This is a genomic window from Shewanella canadensis (assembly GCF_003966225.1).
Lineage (GTDB): Bacteria > Pseudomonadota > Gammaproteobacteria > Enterobacterales > Shewanellaceae > Shewanella > Shewanella canadensis.
Genome location: NZ_RXNU01000006.1, coordinates 114,309 through 135,015 on the forward strand (window position 1 = coordinate 114,309; position 20,707 = coordinate 135,015).

Below are 20,707 nucleotides of genomic sequence, written 5' to 3' on the forward strand. Positions count from 1 at the left end.
CTCCTATCATGGGCAAAATCTAGCCACCTGAAAACGTTTGAATGTATTGGTTAATTGAATGGACTCGAAGAAGTACTCAAGTTCGGATGGATTTACGCTTATAGAACTCGTCGTCGTTATTGTTATATTGGGGATTCTGGCTGTCACCTCGTCCAGTAAATTCATTAGCCTGAGCGGCGATGCTAAAGATGCTGTGTTGCAACAATTCGACGCCTCGGTTGTTGAGGCAAATAAGCAGATGTATATCTTATCTAAACTATCCAGCTACCGGGCTCAGCCCGTACCGGGCCGTGGCGACCTTACCGATGTAGATGTTGACGGTGACGGCGTATTCGAAACTCGTTTGAAATGCGGATACTTGGATAATACCGATGTGGCTAAGAGATTAAATTACAGCGATGACCGTTTAGGCTCTGAATTTGAGGGTGTCGATAAGGTCTACTTTGGCTTTGACCAGAGTGATATAAAATCCAGCCAATGTTATTTTATGTACCAGCAAGCCTACGGTACGACTAATCCCGCTACCTGTAATCAGGATGACCCAAAAGCCGCGCCGGTTTATGAGGTTGTGATCGAAGGCTGTTGAGCCAGCTTAAATTAATTCTGTTCCTTGTTTACTAGACGAGTTATCAAAAGCTTAAGTTATCAAAAACTTAAGTTATCAAAAACTTAAGTTATCAAAAGTAGCTCATCAAGGGGGAGCAAATCCCCCCCCATCTTATCCGTCCACCATTCCATCAGCCGATCACGGGCACACCGAATAGTGTTTGGTGGCCGCGCAGTACTAAACCATAGACAATCAGTCCAACCACCACAGCGATAGCGTCGAACTTAGCTTTAGGTTCACCTTTGGGTACGATACTGTCTCTGGATTTTGCCAGTAAAATGTCGGTTAAGGCATAGAGGAAGAATCCGCCAAATAGTACGCTGGAGGCTAGGTCACCGTTGGCAAGCAAGTGCACTAAAGCCCATAAACAGGTGGCAATCAACATTGGGTGTTTGAGCTTTGCGCGTATATGGGTATTGAGATAGGCTGAAATAAGCAAGATAAATACCAGTGGCATGATGGCGTGTACCAGTGGCCTGGCGAAAGTCAGTGGCTGCCAGAGTTGCTCCTTAGAGGCCATGCCAAAGCCATTGATGATCAGCACAAAACCGATAAGTGAAATGACGGAAAACAGCGCCAGATAGGTAACTCTCCCCAGTTTATCTATCAAGGCTTGCCGAGCTTGTACCTGAGTTGGAAATAGATGAATGGCGATAAATAGCACCATTCCCAATAATAAAGCTGTCATGCCAATCTCCTTATAAAATGGTGTTACTGTTTTTGAATTTTGAGCCCAAATCACTGGGGTGATAAAAGCCTCACTGAATACAACAAGGCTATCCCCCTACTTTGTTTTAACGTATTGAACTATTTTGATTAATTTAGTGCTTAAAGTGAACAAAAGTTCTGCTACAGTAAAGCATATCAAGAGTGAAAATGCTGTTATTCGAAGATGATTGTTCTATCTTAAAGTGTGAATTATAGATAGGTGTGAATTATCGCTAGATGCAAACTATCGACACTAGTGGCATTTAGATGATCGACATGCAGATATATTGTTTTTCAACATAAGATGAAGCTATAGAGATGAATATCGAAATCATTTGGTTTGTAATTATCGCTATTTCAATTCCGTTGGCGGGTTTTATCGGTTTCTCGGTACAGGTGAGAAGCATGAAAAAGCTACGGCTTGAGAATGATAAATTGACGTTAGAAAACTTGGCGTTGAGGGCTGCTCAACAAGATGCGACCAAGTCTTCCGTTACTCCAATCAATACAGCCAGGCAGGGTATGCAAGGAGTCGATACACAAGGAGTCGATGATATAAGCCCCTCAGAGGAATCTATAGAGGAGGATGTCGAAGATCTTCTGTCAGACATAGATTGGAGAGACAAGTTGATTCAGATTGGTACGCTTTTCCTTCTCTGTTACTTCCTCTATGACATCTATAGGTTCGGAACCTGGCTATATTCATTGATCTAATTGATGAAGCGCTTTTCCTGCCATCGTTACTAGCTAAACTGTGGTCATTTTCACTTTCAGTTTTACCTCATACATGTGACGAGTCCTGATATAGATTGGCTTTCCTTAGAATTGATTGAGGGTTGATATGGGGCTAGGATTTTTTTCATCAATATAATTAGACATAAAAAAGAGCCAACCCGCTAAGGTTGGCTCTTTTTCTGAATTGGTGGAGGCGGCGGGGCTCTGTTTGTGTTTTTAAAGTGCTGTTTATGTTGATTTTACTCGTGCAGCATCTCTAATGGTGTTCCATTCGGTGTCACAATAAAAGTGAGTTACTTTGCTTAGTTTAAAAAAATACTTAATGTGATACTGCAAATAGGCTCCCTTGAGGCATTGCATTGTCACCTACACTGGTTTGCTCTCTGTAATTTTTCAAGACCTACGGTTGCCCAATATCTAATTTCTTTTGAAAAGCTTTTGTCCGTGCTTAATACTTCTAAAAAAGCTAATACGTTTTCCCGAGTACGTAAATCATCCATCCTGCTTGATATTTGGTCAGTAGAGGTGAACACTCTGCAATTAACTATATTGGTTTTAATCGTCTTACCAGATAGGACCCACAGGAAGTTCGCAGCTTGAGCCGGACTCCACACACTACGTTTTATTGATGCTTTTTCATTAATTAATTTATCAGGTTCGATCGTTTCTAAATACCTTCTTACTAGTCTACTGCTGGCCATTCTTATTTCATTATGAGGGTTAATTTCAAGTTCAAAAAGTTCACTTGCTTGCAGTTCTCCATCAGGCTTGTCTAATGGTGCATTATATGTAGAGTCAATTTTCTGGTCCCAAGCACCTTCAGCCTTTCGGAGGTCTTCTTCGGTTATTTGGGTTGATGCCTCCCAAAGATTTATGAACCAATTTGTTATAGATTCATCTGTTTTAGTTGTTATTGATGCTTCGATTAGACCGCAGCTTTCAGCTTGGCCGTACCCTAGTCCATTCGCTGAAAAATTAGCAGACCCAATTATTGTCTCTTTTTCACCTATTACTACTTTTGCATGAAGTCGCTGCAGGTGGTGAATTTCAATATTTTCTAATTCCATTATGCGCCTAATTGCATGAGGGTTTGTTCCGCCATCAGTTAAATTGCATATGACATTGTATTTTCTATGTTCACTCAACATTTGCTCTGAATCTTTTCCCCAATAAGCAACGGCAATAAGAATCGGCTGCTCGCTTGATTGAAGGGCTGTTAGTCTGTCAATGTTTTTCCTAATTGTTGTATTACTATCTAAAAACATGCTTTTACTCTCCGTGTGAAAGGGTCAATCCGTTGTAAGTGATACATCAAAATTACTATAGTTGTTTTCTATGCATAAGGCTCCTTTCTTGACCTAAACCCTGTGTTTGATAATCACTTTATGGCACAATCAACGTCCGTAACTGTTTGTTATCTTATGAGAAGGATCTTGATTGACAATGGGCATCAATAAAGCAACGTTAACAGAAACTGAAGTCCGAAATATTTATATTCGTCCAGCCATTGTTAATGCTGGTTGGGAGCCTATTACCCAAATGCGGGAAGAGGAAATGACTAAGGGGCAGGTCATTGTCAAAGGTAATGCTTCATCTCGAAATAAAGATAAAATTCTTAAGCCAGATTTTACTCTGTACTACAAGCCTGGTATCCCATTGGCTGCAGTTGAGGCTAAAAGTAATGAATTTTCTGTAGAGCATGGTATAGAACAGGCAATAAATTACATTCGTTATTTAGATGTTCCTTTTGCTTTTAGTTCGAATGGTGATGGTTTTATCTTTCATGACAAAACAGTACTTCCCCACCAAGTGCTCGAAACAAAAATTAGCTTAGAAGAGTTCCCATCACCTGAAGAGCTATGGACCAAATATGCGAAATGGAAGAAATGGACGCAAGAACAGGCATTATTCTGCGGTCAAAACTACCATAGTGATGATGAAAGTGACCGTTCACCTCGTTATTATCAATCTATTGCAATTAATCGCACCATTGAAGCTATATCAAAAAAACAATCTAAAATATTATTAGTTATGGCAACAGGTACAGGTAAAACCTTTACTGCTTTCCAAATAATAAGCCGTTACAGAAATTTCCATATTGAACAAAAAGGCACTCAGCCCCGGATTCTTTTTCTAGCAGATCGAAATATATTAGTCGATCAAACCATGGTAAATGATTTTAGGCCGTTCAAAGGTGTTATGGCTAAGCTGAATGCGAAATCTAAAACGGTTGAGCGTAGTGATGGCACTGAAGAAGTGTTAACAAACGCCATTCACCAGGGGAAAATCGATAGTTCTTATGAAATATATCTTGGCCTGTATCAGTCAATCACCGGTAAAGAAGAATACAAGAAGGTGTTTAAATCATTACCTGAAAACTTTTTTGATTTAATTATTATTGATGAATGTCATCGTGGTAGCGCTAAGGAGGAATCCGCTTGGCGTGAAATCCTAAATCATTTTGATTCAGCAACACAAGTCGGTTTAACAGCCACACCGTTAGAAACTAAAGAAGACTCTAATAGTCAATATTTCGGTGACGCTATCTATACCTATAGCTTAGCGCAAGGTATTGAAGATGGTTTTCTAGCTCCTTATAAAGTAATTAATATAGGGTTTGATATTGATGAGGCCTGGGAACCAACGCCTGGTATGAGAGATGAGAAGGGCGAGTTGGTTGAGCAACGCATCTACAATGTTAAAGATTATGATAGAAAACTGGTTATTGATGAGCGAACTAAAAATGTCGCTAAAATATTTTCAGACCACCTAAAGAAAACGAATAACCGTATGGCCAAAACAATTATATTTTGTGCCGATATCAACCACGCTATTCGAATGCGACAAGCTCTGATTAACGAAAATCAAGATTTAGTTCTCAAAAATGACAAATACGTTGAGCGAATTACCGGTGACAATAAAGTAGGTAAAGACCAACTTGACTACTTCATTGACCCCGACGAAGCGTATCCGGTTATAGTAACAACCTCTGAATTAATGACTACTGGAGTTGACGCTCAAACCTGCAAATTTATTGTCTTAGATCAGGTGATGAACTCTATGACTAAGTTTAAACAAGTTATAGGTCGAGGTACTCGTATTTACGAAGACGGTGGACATAATAAAACCTGGTTCACTATCTTTGATTTCAAAAATGTTTCCAAACTAATTTATGAAGATGACTTTAACGGGCCATCAATCTGCATATACAACCCTAAACCAGGTGAAACAACTGTTCCTCCAGATGAGCGAGAACCTTCTGATTCTGCTGGTGAAGCAGGCGAAAACGGTGAACCAGGGTTCACTACCGCAGGGCCAGACGAAGGTGGAGGAAGTAATACTGGCGGTGATGATACTGGAGGTGAAGGAGGCGGCAGTTCAAGTGAAAAAGTGTTCGTTAAAGGCGTCGTTGTGAACCAATCACATCATTCTGTCGCTAATGTTGGTATTACAGGTGAGCTTGAAACAGAGTCCTACATACAAATAGTGTCTGAGGCTAAAGGAGCGTTTCAACAGAAGTTCACATCATTAAATGACTTTATACGCAAATGGAATGATGCAGATAAAAAGCAGGCTATTATCGATGAGCTAGCCGACCAAGGCATCGTTTGGGAAACCTTATTTGAAGCAGTTAATAAACAATTAGACCCTTATGACTTAATCTGCTACCTCGCTTTTGCACAGCCGCCGCTAACAAGGGCTGAACGCGCCAACAACGTAAAAAAGCGTAATTGCTTTGGTAAATATTCTGATTCAGCCAAAAAGGTACTTCAAGCTCTGCTTGATAAATATGCCGATAATGGGATTGAAGCTATTGAAAACAATGATATTCTTAGGGTGCAACCAATTTCTAACCTAGGTAACAAACGAGAAATTTACCGAGAATTTTTTAACGGTAAAGATGAGTACCAACAAGCACTCAAAGAGTTAGAAGATCAAATATATAACGACGACTATAAACAACAAGCATAGCAACTAAATAATTCGGTATTGGAGCGTCTTTAGACCTTATAATACCGCCTCTTCTGTTTAGCGGGTAATACAAAAAAACATGTCTATTTCTTCAACAATTAAGAGCATACAAAATATCATGCGTAAAGATGCTGGTATTGATGGTGATGCACAACGTCTTGGTCAATTATCTTGGTTATTATTTCTAAAAATATTTGACACGCTTGAAGAAGATATAGAGGAAGAGTTAGGGGATACATACGTGAGCCCTATCCCTACAGAGTTGCTCTGGCGTAACTGGGCGAAAGGTGAAAAACCAATAACCGGCGACTTGCTACTAGAATTTATCAATAACGAATTATTTCCTTCTTTAAAAAAGTTACCAGTTAATAAAGCCGTTAATCCTCGTAGCTATGTAGTGAAACAGGCATTTGAAGATGCTTATAATTACATGAAAAATGGGACTTTGTTACGTCAGCTGATTGATAAGATTGACAATATAAACTTTGGAACAAGTGATGAACGCCACCTTTTTGGTGATATGTATGAACAAATTTTAAAAGATCTACAAGCAGCAGGTAATGCCGGCGAATTTTATACTCCACGGGCAGTTACTCGGTTTATGGTGGAGCAAGTTAATCCGCAATTAGGTGAGAAACTCATTGACCCTGCGTGTGGAACTGGCGGCTTTTTAACCTGTTCAATTAACCATATAAAACCGCAATGCAAAGATGGTAAAGATTTTGCGGTGCTTCAACAGCAAATTAATGGTGTTGAGAAAAAACAATTACCGCATTTACTGTGTGTAACTAACTTGATGCTGCACGGCATAGAAGTACCCAGCAATATTCGCCATGGCAATACCTTAGAAAAAAATCTACGTGAATGGAAATCAGATCAAAAGTTTGATGTCATCATCACTAATCCGCCATTTGGTGGCACTGAAGAAGACGGTATTGAACATAACTTCCCTGCTGCGACTCGCACCAGAGAAACCGCCGATTTGTTCCTACAGCTTATAATTCATGTACTAAAAGATAACGGGCGAGCTGCAATCGTATTACCCGATGGCTCATTATTTGGTGAAGGCGTCATCACTAAAATTAAAGCCAAGCTATTAGCAGAATGTAATTTACATACAATCGTTCGACTCCCTAATGGCGTATTCAACCCTTACACTGGCATCAAGACTAACATCTTGTTCTTCACCAAAGGTCAGCCAACCAAAGAAGTATGGTTCTACGAGCACCCGTACCCAGCAGGGGTCAAAAACTACAACAAAACCAAGCCAATGAAGTTTGAAGAATTTGAAACTGAGATGAGCTGGTGGGGCAATGAGGCCGATGGTTTTGCATCACGCGTTGAAACAGAACAAGCATGGAAAGTCTCAATCGATGACATCATTGCACGTAACTACAACCTCGATATTAAAAACCCACATGTGGGTGAGGTCATCAGCCATGACCCACAAGAGTTATTACAAGACTACGCCAAGCAACAAGCCGATATTCAAGCCTTACGTGACCAGCTAAAAGGCATTCTTTCTGCCGCGCTTGCTCCGACAGCTGTCACTCCAGTAAAGAGCGGAGAAGCTAAATAATGGCTGAGCATGACTTGTTAACTACAGACACTACAGCCAAAGCGAACGTCGATAAGCTAGTCACCGAGCATTTAGATATCTGGACGACTGCCATCGAGCAAAAGTCAGCATCAGGCCGTGGTTCATCTAAGAAGTTTTCACTGCATGGCATCAAAAAGCTACGTGAACTGATTTTAGAACTCGCCGTGCGCGGTAAGCTAGTTCCACAAGATGAGAAAGACGAACCTGCATCAGTCTTGCTTGAACGTATTGCCGCTGAAAAAGCGCAACTGGTGAAAGACAAGAAGATTAAAAAACCGAAAGCCTTGCCTGAAATTAGCGACGATGAAAAGCCGTTTGATTTGCCGAAAGGTTGGGAGTGGATTCGATTAGGTGACTACGCACAAATATTCTCCGGCAATGCTTTTAAAAGTGGTGATTTCTCATCAGAGGTAGGTGTTAAGTCAATTAAAATTACCAACGCAGGTGTAGGCAATTTAATTGAAACAGATGAATACTTACCAAAAGAGTTTTTGGATTTATACAGTTCATTCAGTGTAAAAAAAGATGACCTAATACTCGCTTTAACACGTCCGTATATCTCCGATGGGTTAAAGGTAAGTATGTGTCCTCAGAGTTACCACAACTCATTACTTAATCAGCGTGTGGCAGCTATTCGAGCATATGTGAATCCTGAGTTCGCTTTTTTTATGTTACGTAGTCCTTATGTTTTAAATACATATAAAAATCGTTTCAGTGGTAGCGGGTTGCAACCAAACTTAAAAATGAGTGATGTAACAGACCTTCTAATACCTATTTGTTCTGAACAAGAACAACATCGCATCGTCGCTAAAGTCGATGAGCTGATGAGTTTATGTGATGCCCTAGAAGCGCAAACAGAAGCGAGCTTAGTTGCACACCAAACCTTAGTGGAAACCTTACTCGGGGCATTACTGCTGCCTTCTGCTCATAAAGAGAACACTAACAGCGAAAACAAGGCTAGCGATGCAATTATTGATGCAACTAGCAGTGCAAACAGCCCTGCGCAAGTCAGCAGCCTTGAGCATGCCGTTGAAAACAGCCCTGAGCGAACTGTTGCAAATAGCTTTGAGCAATCTCTTACTCATAGCTTTGCAAAGGACTGGCAGCGCGTTGCCGAACACTTCGATACGCTATTCACCACCAGCGCCAGTATCGACACCCTAAAACAAACCATCCTACAACTCGCCGTCATGGGCAAGCTGGTGGAACAAGACGACAATGACGAACCAGCAGACAAGTTACTAGAGCGGATCAAAGCAGATAAAACACAGTTGATCGCAGACAAGAAAATAAAAAAACAATCTGCAGTAGAAGCAATTGGTGAAATTGCAGCTTTACCAAACTCATGGCTACAGATTGTTGTGCAAGACTTTGCAGATATTCGATTAGGCAGTACCCCCAGTAGAGCTGAATCATCATTTTGGCGTGGAGATATAGCTTGGGTAAGTTCAGGAGAAGTTGCTGGGAATATTATTAAAGATACTTCCGAAAAAATAACTCAACGGGGCTTTAATAATTCAAGTACTTCAATGATACCTAAACGAAGCTTACTAATGGCGATTATTGGGCAAGGCAAAACAAGAGGTCAAACTGCTTTACTTGGAATTGATGCGTGTACAAATCAAAATGTGGCAGCATTTGTTTTTAATGAAAAGCAGGTTGTGCCAGAGTTTGTTTGGATGTGGGCGCAAAGCAAATATGAAGCTCATCGCGGTGACGGTAGAGGAGGTGCTCAACCTGCTTTGAATGGAAAAATAGTACGTAGCTTTAGGTTTCCACTCCCACCGTATGATGAACAAAAACGTATCGTCGCTAAAGTCGATGAGCTAATGGTACTTTGCGACCAACTTAAAGCCCGTTTAACTGATGCCCAAACCACCCAACTTAACCTCACCGACGCCATTGTCGAACAGGCTGTTTAATCATGGAAAGCAATAAAAAGTTAGACGTTATATTTTGTGAGAGTAAAGGGGTTACTGCTTCACCTCTTGGTGGTCAGGTATTGGTCAGGCAGTCAAGTGATTGGAATGACTTTGGTTACAATATTAACGCTACTTACGAATTGTGTATGTGGGACTGTAAAACGGTCTTGAAAGGTGACTTATTAATCGGTTTTTTACCGTTAGCCAAAAATAAATCTGACTTAGAAAGTATGGATAAAGAACAATGGGAACTGCTCAGTAACATTGATAAAGCATTAAAATATAAAAGTAATGGTGAGGATTTTACCTTTTTCACTCATTTCCCTAACTTGCAAGAATATAGAAAAGTAGTTCTTAAACTAGGCGTAAAAGATACAGAATTATTTTTGAAATCAATGAATAACGTATTGCTCTCCGCCAACTTTTCATCCCCTAAAGGCCTATACGAAAAGGTGCTTACTTCTGTAGCTTTTAGTCGTGCTTTTATGCGTAAATCTGAGTCTTTTTTCGCTTTTCATAATGCAGAGTCAATTATTAAAGGAATTGAGTTAGAAAACTACTCAGCAATTTCAAATTCATTTAGCTTAGAGTTTAAATTAAATGGTTTTAAAAACAGCCATTTAATTGACTTTAATTTTGATGGCAAGGCACTGATTCCAAGTCGAATAAGTGTACTTATTGGAAAGAATGGGTTAGGAAAAAGCCAAAGTTTAAACAAGTTATGTCGAGCACTCTTGAGAAGACCTGAGCCAGATACAACTACAATATCGACAAACGATAACCTCTTAAAACAACCAATGATAAATCGACTATTAGCACTAGTGAGCCCCGGTGAGGCAAGCTCGACATTCCCAGGTGAATATGCAAATAGCCAAAAGTTGTTTTATCGGAAGATTGATTTAAACAGTTCTTCAGCTTCTAACAATAAATCCATAGGGGATTTATTTGAACAACTGCTGAGAAGCGAAAGTTATATTAGAAAGACCTACCGTATTGATATATTTAAAGAGGCGTTGTCAAAAGCTATCGATGTTCAATCATTGTTTTTAAAAATAACTGATACTTACTATATTCCTGTAAAGAACTTAAATTTTGTGGATGGCTTTACCGAACAGGGCTTGAAAATTGCTGAACTCGTTAAGGGCTGTAAGCAACCAGTCGTTAAAGTAGGTGATGAATATTACGATTTAAGTAGTGGGCAATTAACATTTTTTCAATTTGCCTTGCAGTGCTGCTTATACATTGAGAATGGGACTCTTATTGTTTTAGATGAGCCTGAAACCCATATGCATCCTAATTTTATTGGTGAATTTGTGGAACTATTAGATTACCTGATAGAGCACACTGGTTCATTTGCCGTTATAGCGACTCACTCGCCTTACTTTGTTAGGGAGGTAGGCCGCAAGCAGGTTCATATTTTCTCATCTAATGATGGGGGTATTGATATACAAATACCTAGGTTAAGAACATTTGGTGCTGATATTGAGTCTATATCCCAGTTCGTTTTTAATGAAGATGTTGAAAATCGCTTAACAGATAAAATCTTTAAAAAAATTAAACACAGAACATTCGAATCTGTTGCAGATGAGTTGGGCGTTGAATTGTCATTAGGTGCACTAATGGATTTGAAATCTAGGTTTGAGGATTAGCTATGAAGAAGCTAACTCCTGTTATAGTTAACGACCTCAGGTATTTAGACGAGTTAGCTGAAAATGACAGCCTTCATAAAACGACCTTTCCGGAGCTGAGAGACCAAAAGCAAGTCTTGATACAAGCATACAATGACTATGTAGTGAATTGCGGAAATCCTTGGTCGATAGCTGTCCCTGCAATAAATGACAAATTAAAGTCTGGATTACTTAGTCATTATTCATCGCCACCGGTATCAATCGACTATTTAGATAGAATTAAAGATTCTTCACCTGATGTTTGTCCTATGTGTGGTGGTTTTAAGCCGTTTACTCGTGACCACATTCTTCCTAAATCGGACTACCAAGCATGGGCTATTTTCTCTAAAAATTTGGTTCCTGCATGTGACTGTAATCTGAAGCGTGGTACTGCACTAAAGGGCAACATAGCTACACAAGCTAGAGTCTTGCATCCGTATTTTGATGATGTATTAGCTGATAGGTTACTTAGTTGCAAAATAACCCACCGCAGTAATTATCGTTGGTTTGATTTAGACATAGTTTATGTAAATCCCATTCATCCTGAGATAGCCTCGATAAAGTATCACACTCGAAATATTGTAATTAAGTCAGGGGTAGAAAAGTGGCTTAAGGGGCAATTAACTAAGCTAAAAGAACGACCCTCGACAGTTATTCAAACTCTACCTAAAAGAAGGCCATTAACAGAAGAAAGAGTAAGAGAGGGGATTGAAGATTGCCTAGACAGAAATGACGAATTAACGGGCTCAAAAAATAATTGGTTATCAATATTATGTCACGGCTTACTGAATTCAGATGGAATGGTTCATTGGCTAACTGAAAGACATAACGCAACATTGGTTCAGCCTTAGAACTAACAAAACTAACCTCAAAAATTTCGAGTATTTGGATGCTAAATTCAGAACAAGTTCATAAAGTTTTACTTAAGTTAATAGGGACTGCCCATAACCATAATCATCCTTCCTATGCTTATGAGCACTGCCTAGATCAAAATTCGTATATTTATGTCAAGCGCAAATTAGGTAAAGTCGTTGAGAAACAACCGCTTGTGCTTCACCCTGGTGTCGTGAACTTGAAAGGTGAGGTTGATGCAATAGAAGGCGTTGAGACTGATTGGCAGACAACTAAGAATACTAGTTTTCGTCGATTACCTAAATTTGAGGGTAAATCTCAATATGGTTATGCTTTTAATGTTGAAAATGAACACGCTGTTCAACAGTTGTTGTCATTGATAGGACTAGCTAATCAATCGAATGAAGACATTGCAAAGCAGATAACTAAAGCGGGTGACCAAGTGACAGCATTGAATCAAATTTTATATGGCCCACCAGGTACGGGTAAAACTTACAATACCATCAATCAAGCAATTGCAATTATAGACCCTGATTATCTAGCTCAATATGAAGGTAATCGTACTAAAATTAAATCTCGCTTTGATGAGCTTGTGGCCAAAAACCGTATTGGCTTTGTGACCTTCCATCAGAGTTTCAGCTATGAAGATTTTGTTGAAGGTTTAAAGGCCAATAGTGATGACGGTGTGTTGTCATATAGTGTTGAGGCTGGTGTTTTTAAAGCCATATGTGAACGAGCAAGTTCAAGTCATTCACAAGTGGTATCTGTTGATGCTTTTGAAGATGCTGTGTTACAACTTCAAGAAAAATATGAAGAAGCTGATGACCGTATAGAAATGGAAACCGTTCGTGGTAAGAAGTTCGAAATTGAATACTCTGGTGGAGCTACTTTTAAAATATTCCCACATTCCACCGAAAGTACTGACCCCAAGTATGTAGCCTCAATAGCTAATGTGAGAAAGCTATACCTTACAGGCTCGAAACAAGGCATTTATAACACCTCTTATGTTGAAGGCTGTTTACTCTACTTAAAGAAGCATTTCGGGCTAAAAGAATATATTGCTGAGATAGCAAATCATGAATCCACGCAACAGCCATTTGTTCTAATCATCGATGAAATAAACCGTGGCAATATCTCCAATATCTTCGGTGAACTGATCACACTAATTGAACCTAGTAAACGTGCTGGTGGAGCTGAAGCTCTATCGGTGAAGCTGCCGTATTCTAAGGAGCTTTTCTCGGTTCCTTCTAACCTTCATATTATCGGCACGATGAACACTGCTGATAAGTCGTTGGCTCAAGTTGATATTGCGCTCCGTCGTCGTTTCGAGTTTGTTGAGATGATGCCTAAGCATGAGCTGATGTCAGGCGTTGATGTCGAAGGTATCGATATCGCTAGGTTGTTAGAAACGATTAATAAGCGTATTGAGCTGCTATATGACCGTGAACATACCATTGGCCACAGTTTCTTTTTACCACTGAAAGAAGAATGCACCATTGAACGCTTAGCCCGTATTTTCGAGTTAGAGATTCTACCTTTGCTAGAAGAGTATTTCTTTGAGGATTGGGAGCGTGTAGGGCAGGTACTTGGCGATCATCTTAAATCTGATATCAGCTTGAAATTCATTGAAGAGAAGTTTACTGATGCTTCTGTATTGCAGTTGATGGGTAATGACTGGTCACAAGAAGGCATTAGACCTTATCAACGAAATAACGCTGCATTGCTTAATCCTAAAGCATATAAAGGCATTTATGACTCGCAACAAGGTTAACAATGTCACTGTTAGGGAGTTTGCTCTTTTAACTAATGAGGGCGACAACAGCAGCATAGATTGTCACTCAATACCTAAGAGTGCGTTTGAGTGGCTGCTTGCTAATGGCGTAAGTAATGGTGAAAAGCAGCGGGAGCTCGTTAAAGTAAAGCGCTACGGTAAATCAGTTGCTCTGCAGGTAGTTAACTTTGTCGGGGTACTTGAAACACCATGCCTAACCCGTATCGAAATTTTACCTAAGACTTCAAGTCAAGCTTGTGATCCTGAGTCTGCCCGTAAAATCTTGCTAAAAATGTTGGCTCGTGTTGAAAAGCTAAAATTAGAAGAGTTTCAACAATCTCAGCTACAGCTATTGAAGCAACCACTTTACGAGTTATTGATTTCGCATTTTATAAAAGCGGTCTCTAAGCTGGTGAGGCAAGGTATTAGAAATGAGTACCAACGTATTGAGAGGGAATCACCCTACCTTAAAGGGCAGCTGAAAGTTGCTAAACAACTCAGGCAACGCCCTGGTCGACAACATCATTTTCATGTTGCTCATGACATCTATAGTGCAAATCGCGCTGAAAACCGTTTACTGCACTCTTCATTGAAACAAGTACTTAAATGGTCTACGTCGAGTGCCAATCAACGTCTAGCCCGTGAATTGCTATTTGTATTTAATGATATCGATTTATCGGCTAACTATGCGCTAGATTTTAGATTATGGAAGGATGATAGGGGGCTTGCACATTACCGCCCTTTAAAGCCGTGGTGTGAACTGATTTTGAGTTATCAGTCTCCTGTTGCTATGGTGGGACAACATAACGGTTTATCGTTCCTATTTCCGATGGAACAGCTGTTTGAGCGCTATGTTGCCAAGCAGCTACAGCGACAACTACCACCAGCATTAAAGTTAAAAGAGCAGGTCTCTAGCCACTGCTTAACAAATCACAGGGGTGACGACTGGTTCAGGCTAAAACCGGACATTGTGGTTTATGACAAAACTTGTGTTATTTCTGTGATGGATACCAAGTGGAAGCGGTTAGATTCCTCTCTTAGCACTACTGAGCATAAGTACAATTTGAGTCAATCAGATATGTATCAGCTGTTTGCTTATGGTGAAAAGTACCTGCAAGGGCAAGGTGACTTATATCTGATCTATCCAAAGCACGCAGGTTTTACTGAGTCCTTAGAGCACTTTGAGTTCAAACCTGGTTTGAAGTTACATGTTGTGCCTTATGACCTTGAAACGGATGTGTGTCCGGTAGTGAGCCTTACTATGTCGTTTATGCAGTTGCGTGCAGTTATTTAAATGATTTTGTTCAAAACCATCTAGCCATAAGGATATGATTAATGTTCAGGTTTCTAAGCCAAATTAATAGTGGTTTTTCGCTTTGGGATAGGTATAAAAGTTGGCGTAACCCACAACCTATCGTTACCAATACTGCACAGCGCTTCATTCGTTTGTTTGAGGCGCATGGTGTTGCCCGTGCGCAGATACCGCGTTTCTTTGGCCATAACCTTACCATTCATCAAGTTGAGCAAGAGAGTGAGCTCTTGAAGGCTCTAAATGCAGATGTACTTGAAGCGGCTGCTATCCTGTTCGGGGTTCGTGTTGAGTGGCTTGAAGGTGGCTCTGAGGAGCTATACGACATAAAGTATTTCTATAAACAACCTAAGATGTTTGGTGATTGGCTAGACGCACTATTGCAATCAGCTGATGGACATAAGATTGATGGTTGGTTGTTAACCTCTGAGTTTATGACTGATGAATATGATGCGCTCATTTTAATGAGAGAAAAGGTGGGCGAGGTAGCTGATGAGCCAATTTACCGATATCATTTTTGTGAACAGTGGATTTATGGCTATTGGAAGTGTAGAGCCGATATTGCAGCATGCGTAGCACAAGCCTGGAAGCGTAATTGTTATGTATCAGGTCGAATGATTTCTCCTGAACGGTTTAACAAGCTGACCTCATTTAAACACATTCCCAATAGTGATTCAGAACAGACTCTGATCACTAATGATAAATTTTATGCTGAAGACCTAACTACAAGCCCCGAGTTTTATGTGAAAGGTCTGGATGAAGGTCACTTTGGTATCAATAATGCTGTTGCACTATGGCTTGAGTACCACCAGCAAGGTCTAATGGATTCAGGCTTTGGTGAGCATGGCCAAGCCTTCAAGGGTTTTAGTTTTTTAAAAGAAGAGAGGGAAATCAGGACTCCAGGAAAATATGCAGGATTAAAATCTCGAACTTTGCGTTTAAGTAGCCGATTGAAGGTAAGTTTACAGCGTTGTGAAACAGGGAGGGAGATGTTCATCACTTTTGAAATCGCTGGCTTTAAGTATATAGATAAAATTACTAAATACAGCGAGGATGAATCTGGTGAGTTTTACCGCGTTCTCCATACAGAAAGGGGGGTACTAGGTTTCACAGCGGAAGAGTGGGGAATGTTTAATGAGTTAAACAGAGATGTGACACCAGACTTGCCTCGCTTTGTTACTTGTACCCTTTCCTCATGCTAAATTATTTATGACTCGTAAATGAAAATGAGTCTTTTTATTAATAAATATTAGCGCGAACAATGTACGAAAAACACGATCCTTTTTAGTGATCCAAAAATAATTTATCTTGCCAGATATTGCTTTGTCTATCAGTAAGTTGGGCTAAACAGTTCTATTTTTTAGGAAGTTTGCTTTCCGTTTCGTTTTTGACCGTTTTTAAATTTGAAACATGATCCATTTCTATTATTTTTCTTGTTAACCTCTTTTCCCATAGCGGTTGATCTTTCTAGGGGTAAACTCCTTAGTATGGTTTTTAGCAAGGTAACTGGTGCGGTAGATGGCTGAGTATAAACTTTTTATGTCGTTTCGGTTGATGACGTAATTACAGTTATCAGGCCAATAAAAGTTGATGTCAGCGACTAGGTAACGGGCACGCTCAAGATATGGTTTTAACCCAAATGAGTTCTTGGCTTTGCTCCCATTAAGGATAACGAAGCAGTGGTAGTGAATATTGTTCTCAGGTGTTTTTTGTTCACGAACCCAGAAATACCCAACCTTAGATTTATAGTGAGATTCAAGTGATCGGGTTAATTGCTCCATGAAATCACCGATAAGTTCATTTTTGCCGTCAGATTGGTACAGTCGAATATCGACACGTACTAGTAATAGCCTGGAGTAGATTGCTAGCATGCGATTTATCTGAGAGATGATATGGTTCATGATTTTCTTATTGACACCACCTGATAATTTCTGGATAGGCAGAATTTGATCTTGGTATACATAAGGTTGATTGTTGTCAGGTATTGGTAGGGGCATAATAATAAAACCCGTCGTATTTAGACCCAACACATTGCCCAATGGCGCTATACCAAAGGGCTATGCTGAAATTCATTCAATATTTCTATGGGAAAAAGAGCACTTGGGAATGCATAAAGGCCTATAAGGGCTTTAATACACCGAAAGGGTCTAAAGCCATTAAGGCGTAAGAACAAAGGCGTATGTGTTTAGGTGATACCGTTTTTTCTTTTCCACTCCTGGTGTAACCAATTGAAAACATCCATAGCTCTCCAGCCAATAGTTCGGCCATTTTCACGTATGGGTTCAGGGAATAATCCGTCCTTAACCCAGCGGTAAATTGTCGATTTGCTTACAGGTACACAGCCTAAAGCTTTCTCAATGCTCATAAACTCCCCTGTTGCGACACGTTTGATGTTTTCTTGTTCTAAATATTTATAAAAGCCAGCATTGGTACTATTCATGATAACTCCAATCGGAATGTTGATTATTTTAGGTGTAGCCCCTGTAGTCAGGGGCAAATTGAGAGGTCCTAATTAGAGTTAGTCACGTGCTGCAGCTTTCTCTGAAAGCCAGTCATCGATCTCCTGCTCTATCCAGCCTACGCATCGAGGGCCTAGAGACAGTTGCTTGGGGAACTGGTCCTGTGCAATCAGTTCATAGATAGTTGAGCGGGAAAGGTCTGTTTTAAAAATTACTTTTTTTAGTCTGATGATCTTCATCGGATCTCCTAGTTAAGTAGCCGTATTGTTCAGCTGGTGCCAGATTACCTAGGACAGAGTGATAAAGGGTATGAGATAAATATTCAGCAGTATGAGATAAGTCTTTTTGCAAGGTAACCTGTTGAATTTATGGTTTGAATTACCTTGCAGCAAAAGTGGGGGATATGTTTTTTTAGCGTTATCACCGATTTTTTTTATTCTTTAACTTAGTAAACCATCCTTTAAAGGTGCTTTCCTCAATAGCAATGGCTTCATTCTTGTCTGCTAAAAGTTTTTGGATGATTAAATACTGTCTCGGACGAGATGTTGTTCCATTCAAAGCGGGTATTAGACTCAATAGTTGTACAATAAATCTAACTGTTGGAAAATCTACCCGTGGCTTTCTAACATTCTTTAGCTGAGTGGCTGTTGTTAAGTCGCAATCGGCGATACTGGGAAAGGGCTCACCATATTTGAGGTATAAGGCGATTTTTTCTAACTCCTCTCTAGCAATGCTGAGCTCATTTACATTAACGGTGTATAGTTGGTCTAACTCGACATCACACATCATCGAGAAGTCTGTGCATAAGGTATCAATTTCAATCTTGTCAGTTGTTCTAAACTTAAGTGCGTAATAAGACGGTAATACCCAGCGCCCTTCTATGGCCGAAATGTAACGGTATGTGCGTTCATTCTTAACTACAGTGATGAATGAAAGTCTTAGTTCTTCAATATCACGTTTCTTTTGTTGTATCTCCTTCAAAACTCGTATTTTCTGGTCTTTCTGGTCTTTCTGGTCTTTCTGGTCTTTCTGGTCTTTCTGGTCTTTCTGGTCTAATAGCTTTAATTCTGTGTTTATATCGTTTTCTACTTGTGAGTATGCATTGATGTGGGTATTAATCTCTTGGCCATCACCTTTGATGTGTAGTACATCATCGAGGTGTATATGCACCTTGATTTTTGATTTTTGCGCCCAGTTAAGAAAGTCTTCCCTTTCAATCTTAAAAGCTTTGGCAGCCCTGTCTAGGGAGCAAAATTCAGGGACGAAATCAAAGTAAGTGAGCAACGGGTTGTTAGCCATTAATTTTCCTATTGAATTAAAGTCATATTTCATGTTGTAAAGAGTAGCTTTCTCTTTATCATGCCTGTCCAGGCTGGTGGATATGTTCGCTCCACCAGCACATAAGTTCTCTTCTTCTTTCGATATAGTCAGCTCGGTTATAGGCCGCACGAACTGTGTTCTTATCTACGTGAGCCAGCGACACCTCGATAAGTTCAGCATCAAAGCCTTGCTCGTTGAGGGTAGTACTGGCTAATGCACGTAGACCGTGAGCCACTAAGCGCCCTTTGTATCCCATGCGCCTGATAGCCATATTGGCGGTTTCAGTATTGGTATGAGTGTTTGGGTTCCTATCGGCAGGGAATATGTACTCTAAGTGGCTGCTCATAGGTTGCATACGCTTTAGTAGCGTTGTGACTTGCGGTGTTAGCGGTATGATGTGTTCGCGCTTCATTTTCATGCGCTCTGCAGGTATTACCCATATGTGCTTATCAAAATCTATCTCAGTCCACTTAGCCATAGCGGCTTCCGCTGGGCGAGTCATGGTATGAAGCTGTAGTTCAATCAAACAGCGAGTGGTCAGCTTGATGCTGGCGTAGGACAGCGCTTCCATAAACTCAGGAAGTTCCGCAGGCTTAAGTGTTGGCATTTGGCGTTTCTCTGGTACCCCAAAGGCCGCAGCTATTCCAATAAGTGGATTGGAATGAATGACGCCGGTATTTACGGCAAAGGTCATCACCTCGTTTAGCCAGCTAATCACCCGTTTACAGGTTTCGATATTGCCTTTAGCTTCGGCAGGCTTGAGCACTTTGATGACTTGTGGGGCGGTTAGGCTACCGATGGGGAGATCACCCAGGGCAGGGAACAGGTAGAGTTCAAGGCGGCGATAAAGCTTTTGACCGTGGTTTTCAGAGACCTTTTGTTTTTTAATTTCGAACCAGGTATCGGTAACGAGTTTAAGGGTATTACATTGCTCTATACGTTCTTGCTTCTCTACCTCTTTAGAATGTAGCTGAGGATCTATGTCCTGCGACAGAAGTACCCTGGCTTCGTTACACTTCTTCCTAGCACTTGCCAGCGTCACTTCAGGGAAAGGACCAAAGCCTAGGTTTGTTCTTTTCGTTGTATTGGGCCTGACATAGTTAAACAGCCATATTTTTGAACCGCTAGGTTTGATCCTCAATCTCAACCCTCGACCATCACAGAGGCTGTACTCTTTCTCTTTTGGTTTTGCGTTGGCAACTTGAGTTGCTGTGAGTGGGGTTGTGGTTCTAGCCATGATAGGAACACCAAGAACGAGTAATGTTACCTAATAGTACTACCAGTGTACTTATAAACTCAAGCTGCCCTCGGATGCTATCGTTGTTTACTTCGGCCGATTACCACGTAAGTCATTGATTCTTGGTTTCTATAGGCAGAAAAAAAGACACCCTAGGGTGTCTTCGTTTCTATATTTGGTGGAGGCGGCGGGGCTCGAACCCGCGTCCAAAAAGCCTACATCCAAGGCGCTACATGCTTAGTCTCTCTTTTGGTTAACCTTGCAAGCTCCGAAAGACAGGATATTACAAGGCGAGTTCAGTACTGTTTCGCGGTTCACCCCTGAACGTGGTTCCCTCGCTATCAAATGTAAGATGACCATCTATAAACCAAACCCATTTGAGAAGTTTCGGCAAGATGGCTAGCTAGCCTAAGCTGCTAGAGAGTAGTTAGAGTCGTTTGCAACTATAACAGTGCGGCTTTTTACGAGGCCAACCGCCCCTCGGCATGCTCCCAGGGTTTCGAGAATCTTGTCGAATCCAAAATCGCCCCCAAGTACAATGTGATTGT

The 20,707-nt window shown here is 40.5% G+C and carries 17 protein-coding genes and 1 other RNA gene; 10 read left to right on the top strand and 8 right to left on the bottom strand.

The window, feature by feature from the left end; translation table 11 throughout:
* Positions 1–58: 58 nt before the first annotated feature.
* Positions 59–586, top strand: coding sequence for a type II secretion system protein (locus tag EKG38_RS12970; protein ID WP_126520672.1), 528 nt, complete (start codon positions 59–61; stop codon positions 584–586).
* A 151-nt stretch (positions 587–737) separates the two neighbouring features.
* Here EKG38_RS12970 and EKG38_RS12975 read toward each other — a convergent pair whose 3' ends face one another.
* Entirely contained in the window at positions 738–1,295 is a 558-nt protein-coding gene (locus EKG38_RS12975; protein ID WP_126520673.1) for an NnrU family protein, read from the bottom strand.
* 338 nt (positions 1,296–1,633) lie between these two features.
* Between EKG38_RS12975 and EKG38_RS12980 the strand changes: the two genes are divergently transcribed.
* Positions 1,634–2,029, top strand: coding sequence for a hypothetical protein (locus EKG38_RS12980; protein WP_126520674.1), 396 nt, complete (start codon positions 1,634–1,636; stop codon positions 2,027–2,029).
* Between the two features lie 383 nt (positions 2,030–2,412).
* Here the strand turns inward: EKG38_RS12980 and EKG38_RS12985 are convergent, their stop codons facing one another.
* Positions 2,413–3,315, bottom strand: a complete 903-nt coding sequence (locus EKG38_RS12985; protein ID WP_126520675.1) for a phospholipase D family protein — start codon at positions 3,313–3,315, stop codon at positions 2,413–2,415.
* Positions 3,316–3,493: 178 nt separating this feature from the next.
* Here EKG38_RS12985 and hsdR point away from each other — a divergent pair, with 178 nt between their 5' ends.
* The 8 genes from hsdR (at position 3,494) to EKG38_RS13025 (ending at position 16,345) form a co-directional block, all read left to right on the top strand.
* On the top strand, positions 3,494–6,022 hold the full coding sequence (gene hsdR / locus EKG38_RS12990) for an EcoAI/FtnUII family type I restriction enzme subunit R (protein WP_126520855.1): 2,529 nt from the start codon (positions 3,494–3,496) through the stop codon (positions 6,020–6,022).
* Positions 6,023–6,101: 79 nt separating this feature from the next.
* A complete protein-coding gene (locus tag EKG38_RS12995) occupies positions 6,102–7,601 on the top strand; it encodes an N-6 DNA methylase (RefSeq protein WP_126520676.1) in 1,500 nt (499 codons plus the stop codon).
* Positions 7,601–9,544 (top strand): restriction endonuclease subunit S, encoded by a 1,944-nt coding sequence (locus EKG38_RS13000; RefSeq protein ID WP_126520677.1) that lies wholly within the window; start codon positions 7,601–7,603, stop codon positions 9,542–9,544. Before EKG38_RS12995 ends, EKG38_RS13000 begins: the two co-directional genes overlap by 1 nt.
* 2 nt (positions 9,545–9,546) lie before the next feature.
* Entirely contained in the window at positions 9,547–11,193 is a 1,647-nt protein-coding gene (locus EKG38_RS13005) for an AAA family ATPase (RefSeq protein WP_126520678.1), read from the top strand.
* Between the two features lie 2 nt (positions 11,194–11,195).
* On the top strand, positions 11,196–12,062 hold the full coding sequence (locus tag EKG38_RS13010) for an HNH endonuclease (protein WP_126520679.1): 867 nt from the start codon (positions 11,196–11,198) through the stop codon (positions 12,060–12,062).
* A gap of 38 nt (positions 12,063–12,100) precedes the next feature.
* The gene (locus tag EKG38_RS13015; RefSeq protein ID WP_126520680.1) at positions 12,101–13,834 is read left to right on the top strand and encodes an McrB family protein; all 1,734 of its coding nucleotides are present in this window, start codon (positions 12,101–12,103) and stop codon (positions 13,832–13,834) included.
* Positions 13,815–15,128 carry an McrC family protein gene (locus tag EKG38_RS13020; protein WP_126520681.1) on the top strand — a complete coding sequence of 438 codons (1,314 nt, stop codon included), beginning with the start codon at positions 13,815–13,817 and terminating at the stop codon, positions 15,126–15,128. Before EKG38_RS13015 ends, EKG38_RS13020 begins: the two co-directional genes overlap by 20 nt.
* A 41-nt stretch (positions 15,129–15,169) precedes the next feature.
* Positions 15,170–16,345, top strand: a complete 1,176-nt coding sequence (locus EKG38_RS13025; RefSeq protein WP_126520682.1) for a hypothetical protein — start codon at positions 15,170–15,172, stop codon at positions 16,343–16,345.
* 234 nt (positions 16,346–16,579) lie between these two features.
* On the opposite strand, the gene EKG38_RS13030 is transcribed toward EKG38_RS13025, so the two are convergent.
* The 6 genes from EKG38_RS13030 to ssrA all read right to left on the bottom strand — a co-directional run bounded on the left by EKG38_RS13030 (position 16,580) and on the right by ssrA (position 20,690).
* Positions 16,580–17,140, bottom strand: coding sequence for a YagK/YfjJ domain-containing protein (locus EKG38_RS13030; protein ID WP_126520683.1), 561 nt, complete (start codon positions 17,138–17,140; stop codon positions 16,580–16,582).
* Between the two features lie 188 nt (positions 17,141–17,328).
* Complete coding sequence (locus EKG38_RS13035; RefSeq protein ID WP_221767759.1) at positions 17,329–17,583, bottom strand: helix-turn-helix transcriptional regulator; 255 nt, start codon at positions 17,581–17,583, stop codon at positions 17,329–17,331.
* Positions 17,584–17,661: 78 nt separating this feature from the next.
* On the bottom strand, positions 17,662–17,841 hold the full coding sequence (locus tag EKG38_RS13040; RefSeq protein ID WP_126520684.1) for an AlpA family transcriptional regulator: 180 nt from the start codon (positions 17,839–17,841) through the stop codon (positions 17,662–17,664).
* 181 nt (positions 17,842–18,022) lie between these two features.
* Positions 18,023–18,901, bottom strand: coding sequence for a hypothetical protein (locus EKG38_RS13045; RefSeq protein WP_126520685.1), 879 nt, complete (start codon positions 18,899–18,901; stop codon positions 18,023–18,025).
* Positions 18,902–18,959: 58 nt separating this feature from the next.
* Positions 18,960–20,159, bottom strand: coding sequence for an integrase domain-containing protein (locus EKG38_RS13050; RefSeq protein WP_126520686.1), 1,200 nt, complete (start codon positions 20,157–20,159; stop codon positions 18,960–18,962).
* Between the two features lie 176 nt (positions 20,160–20,335).
* Positions 20,336–20,690: a transfer-messenger RNA gene (gene ssrA, locus EKG38_RS13055) on the bottom strand.
* Positions 20,691–20,707 lie beyond the last annotated feature (17 nt).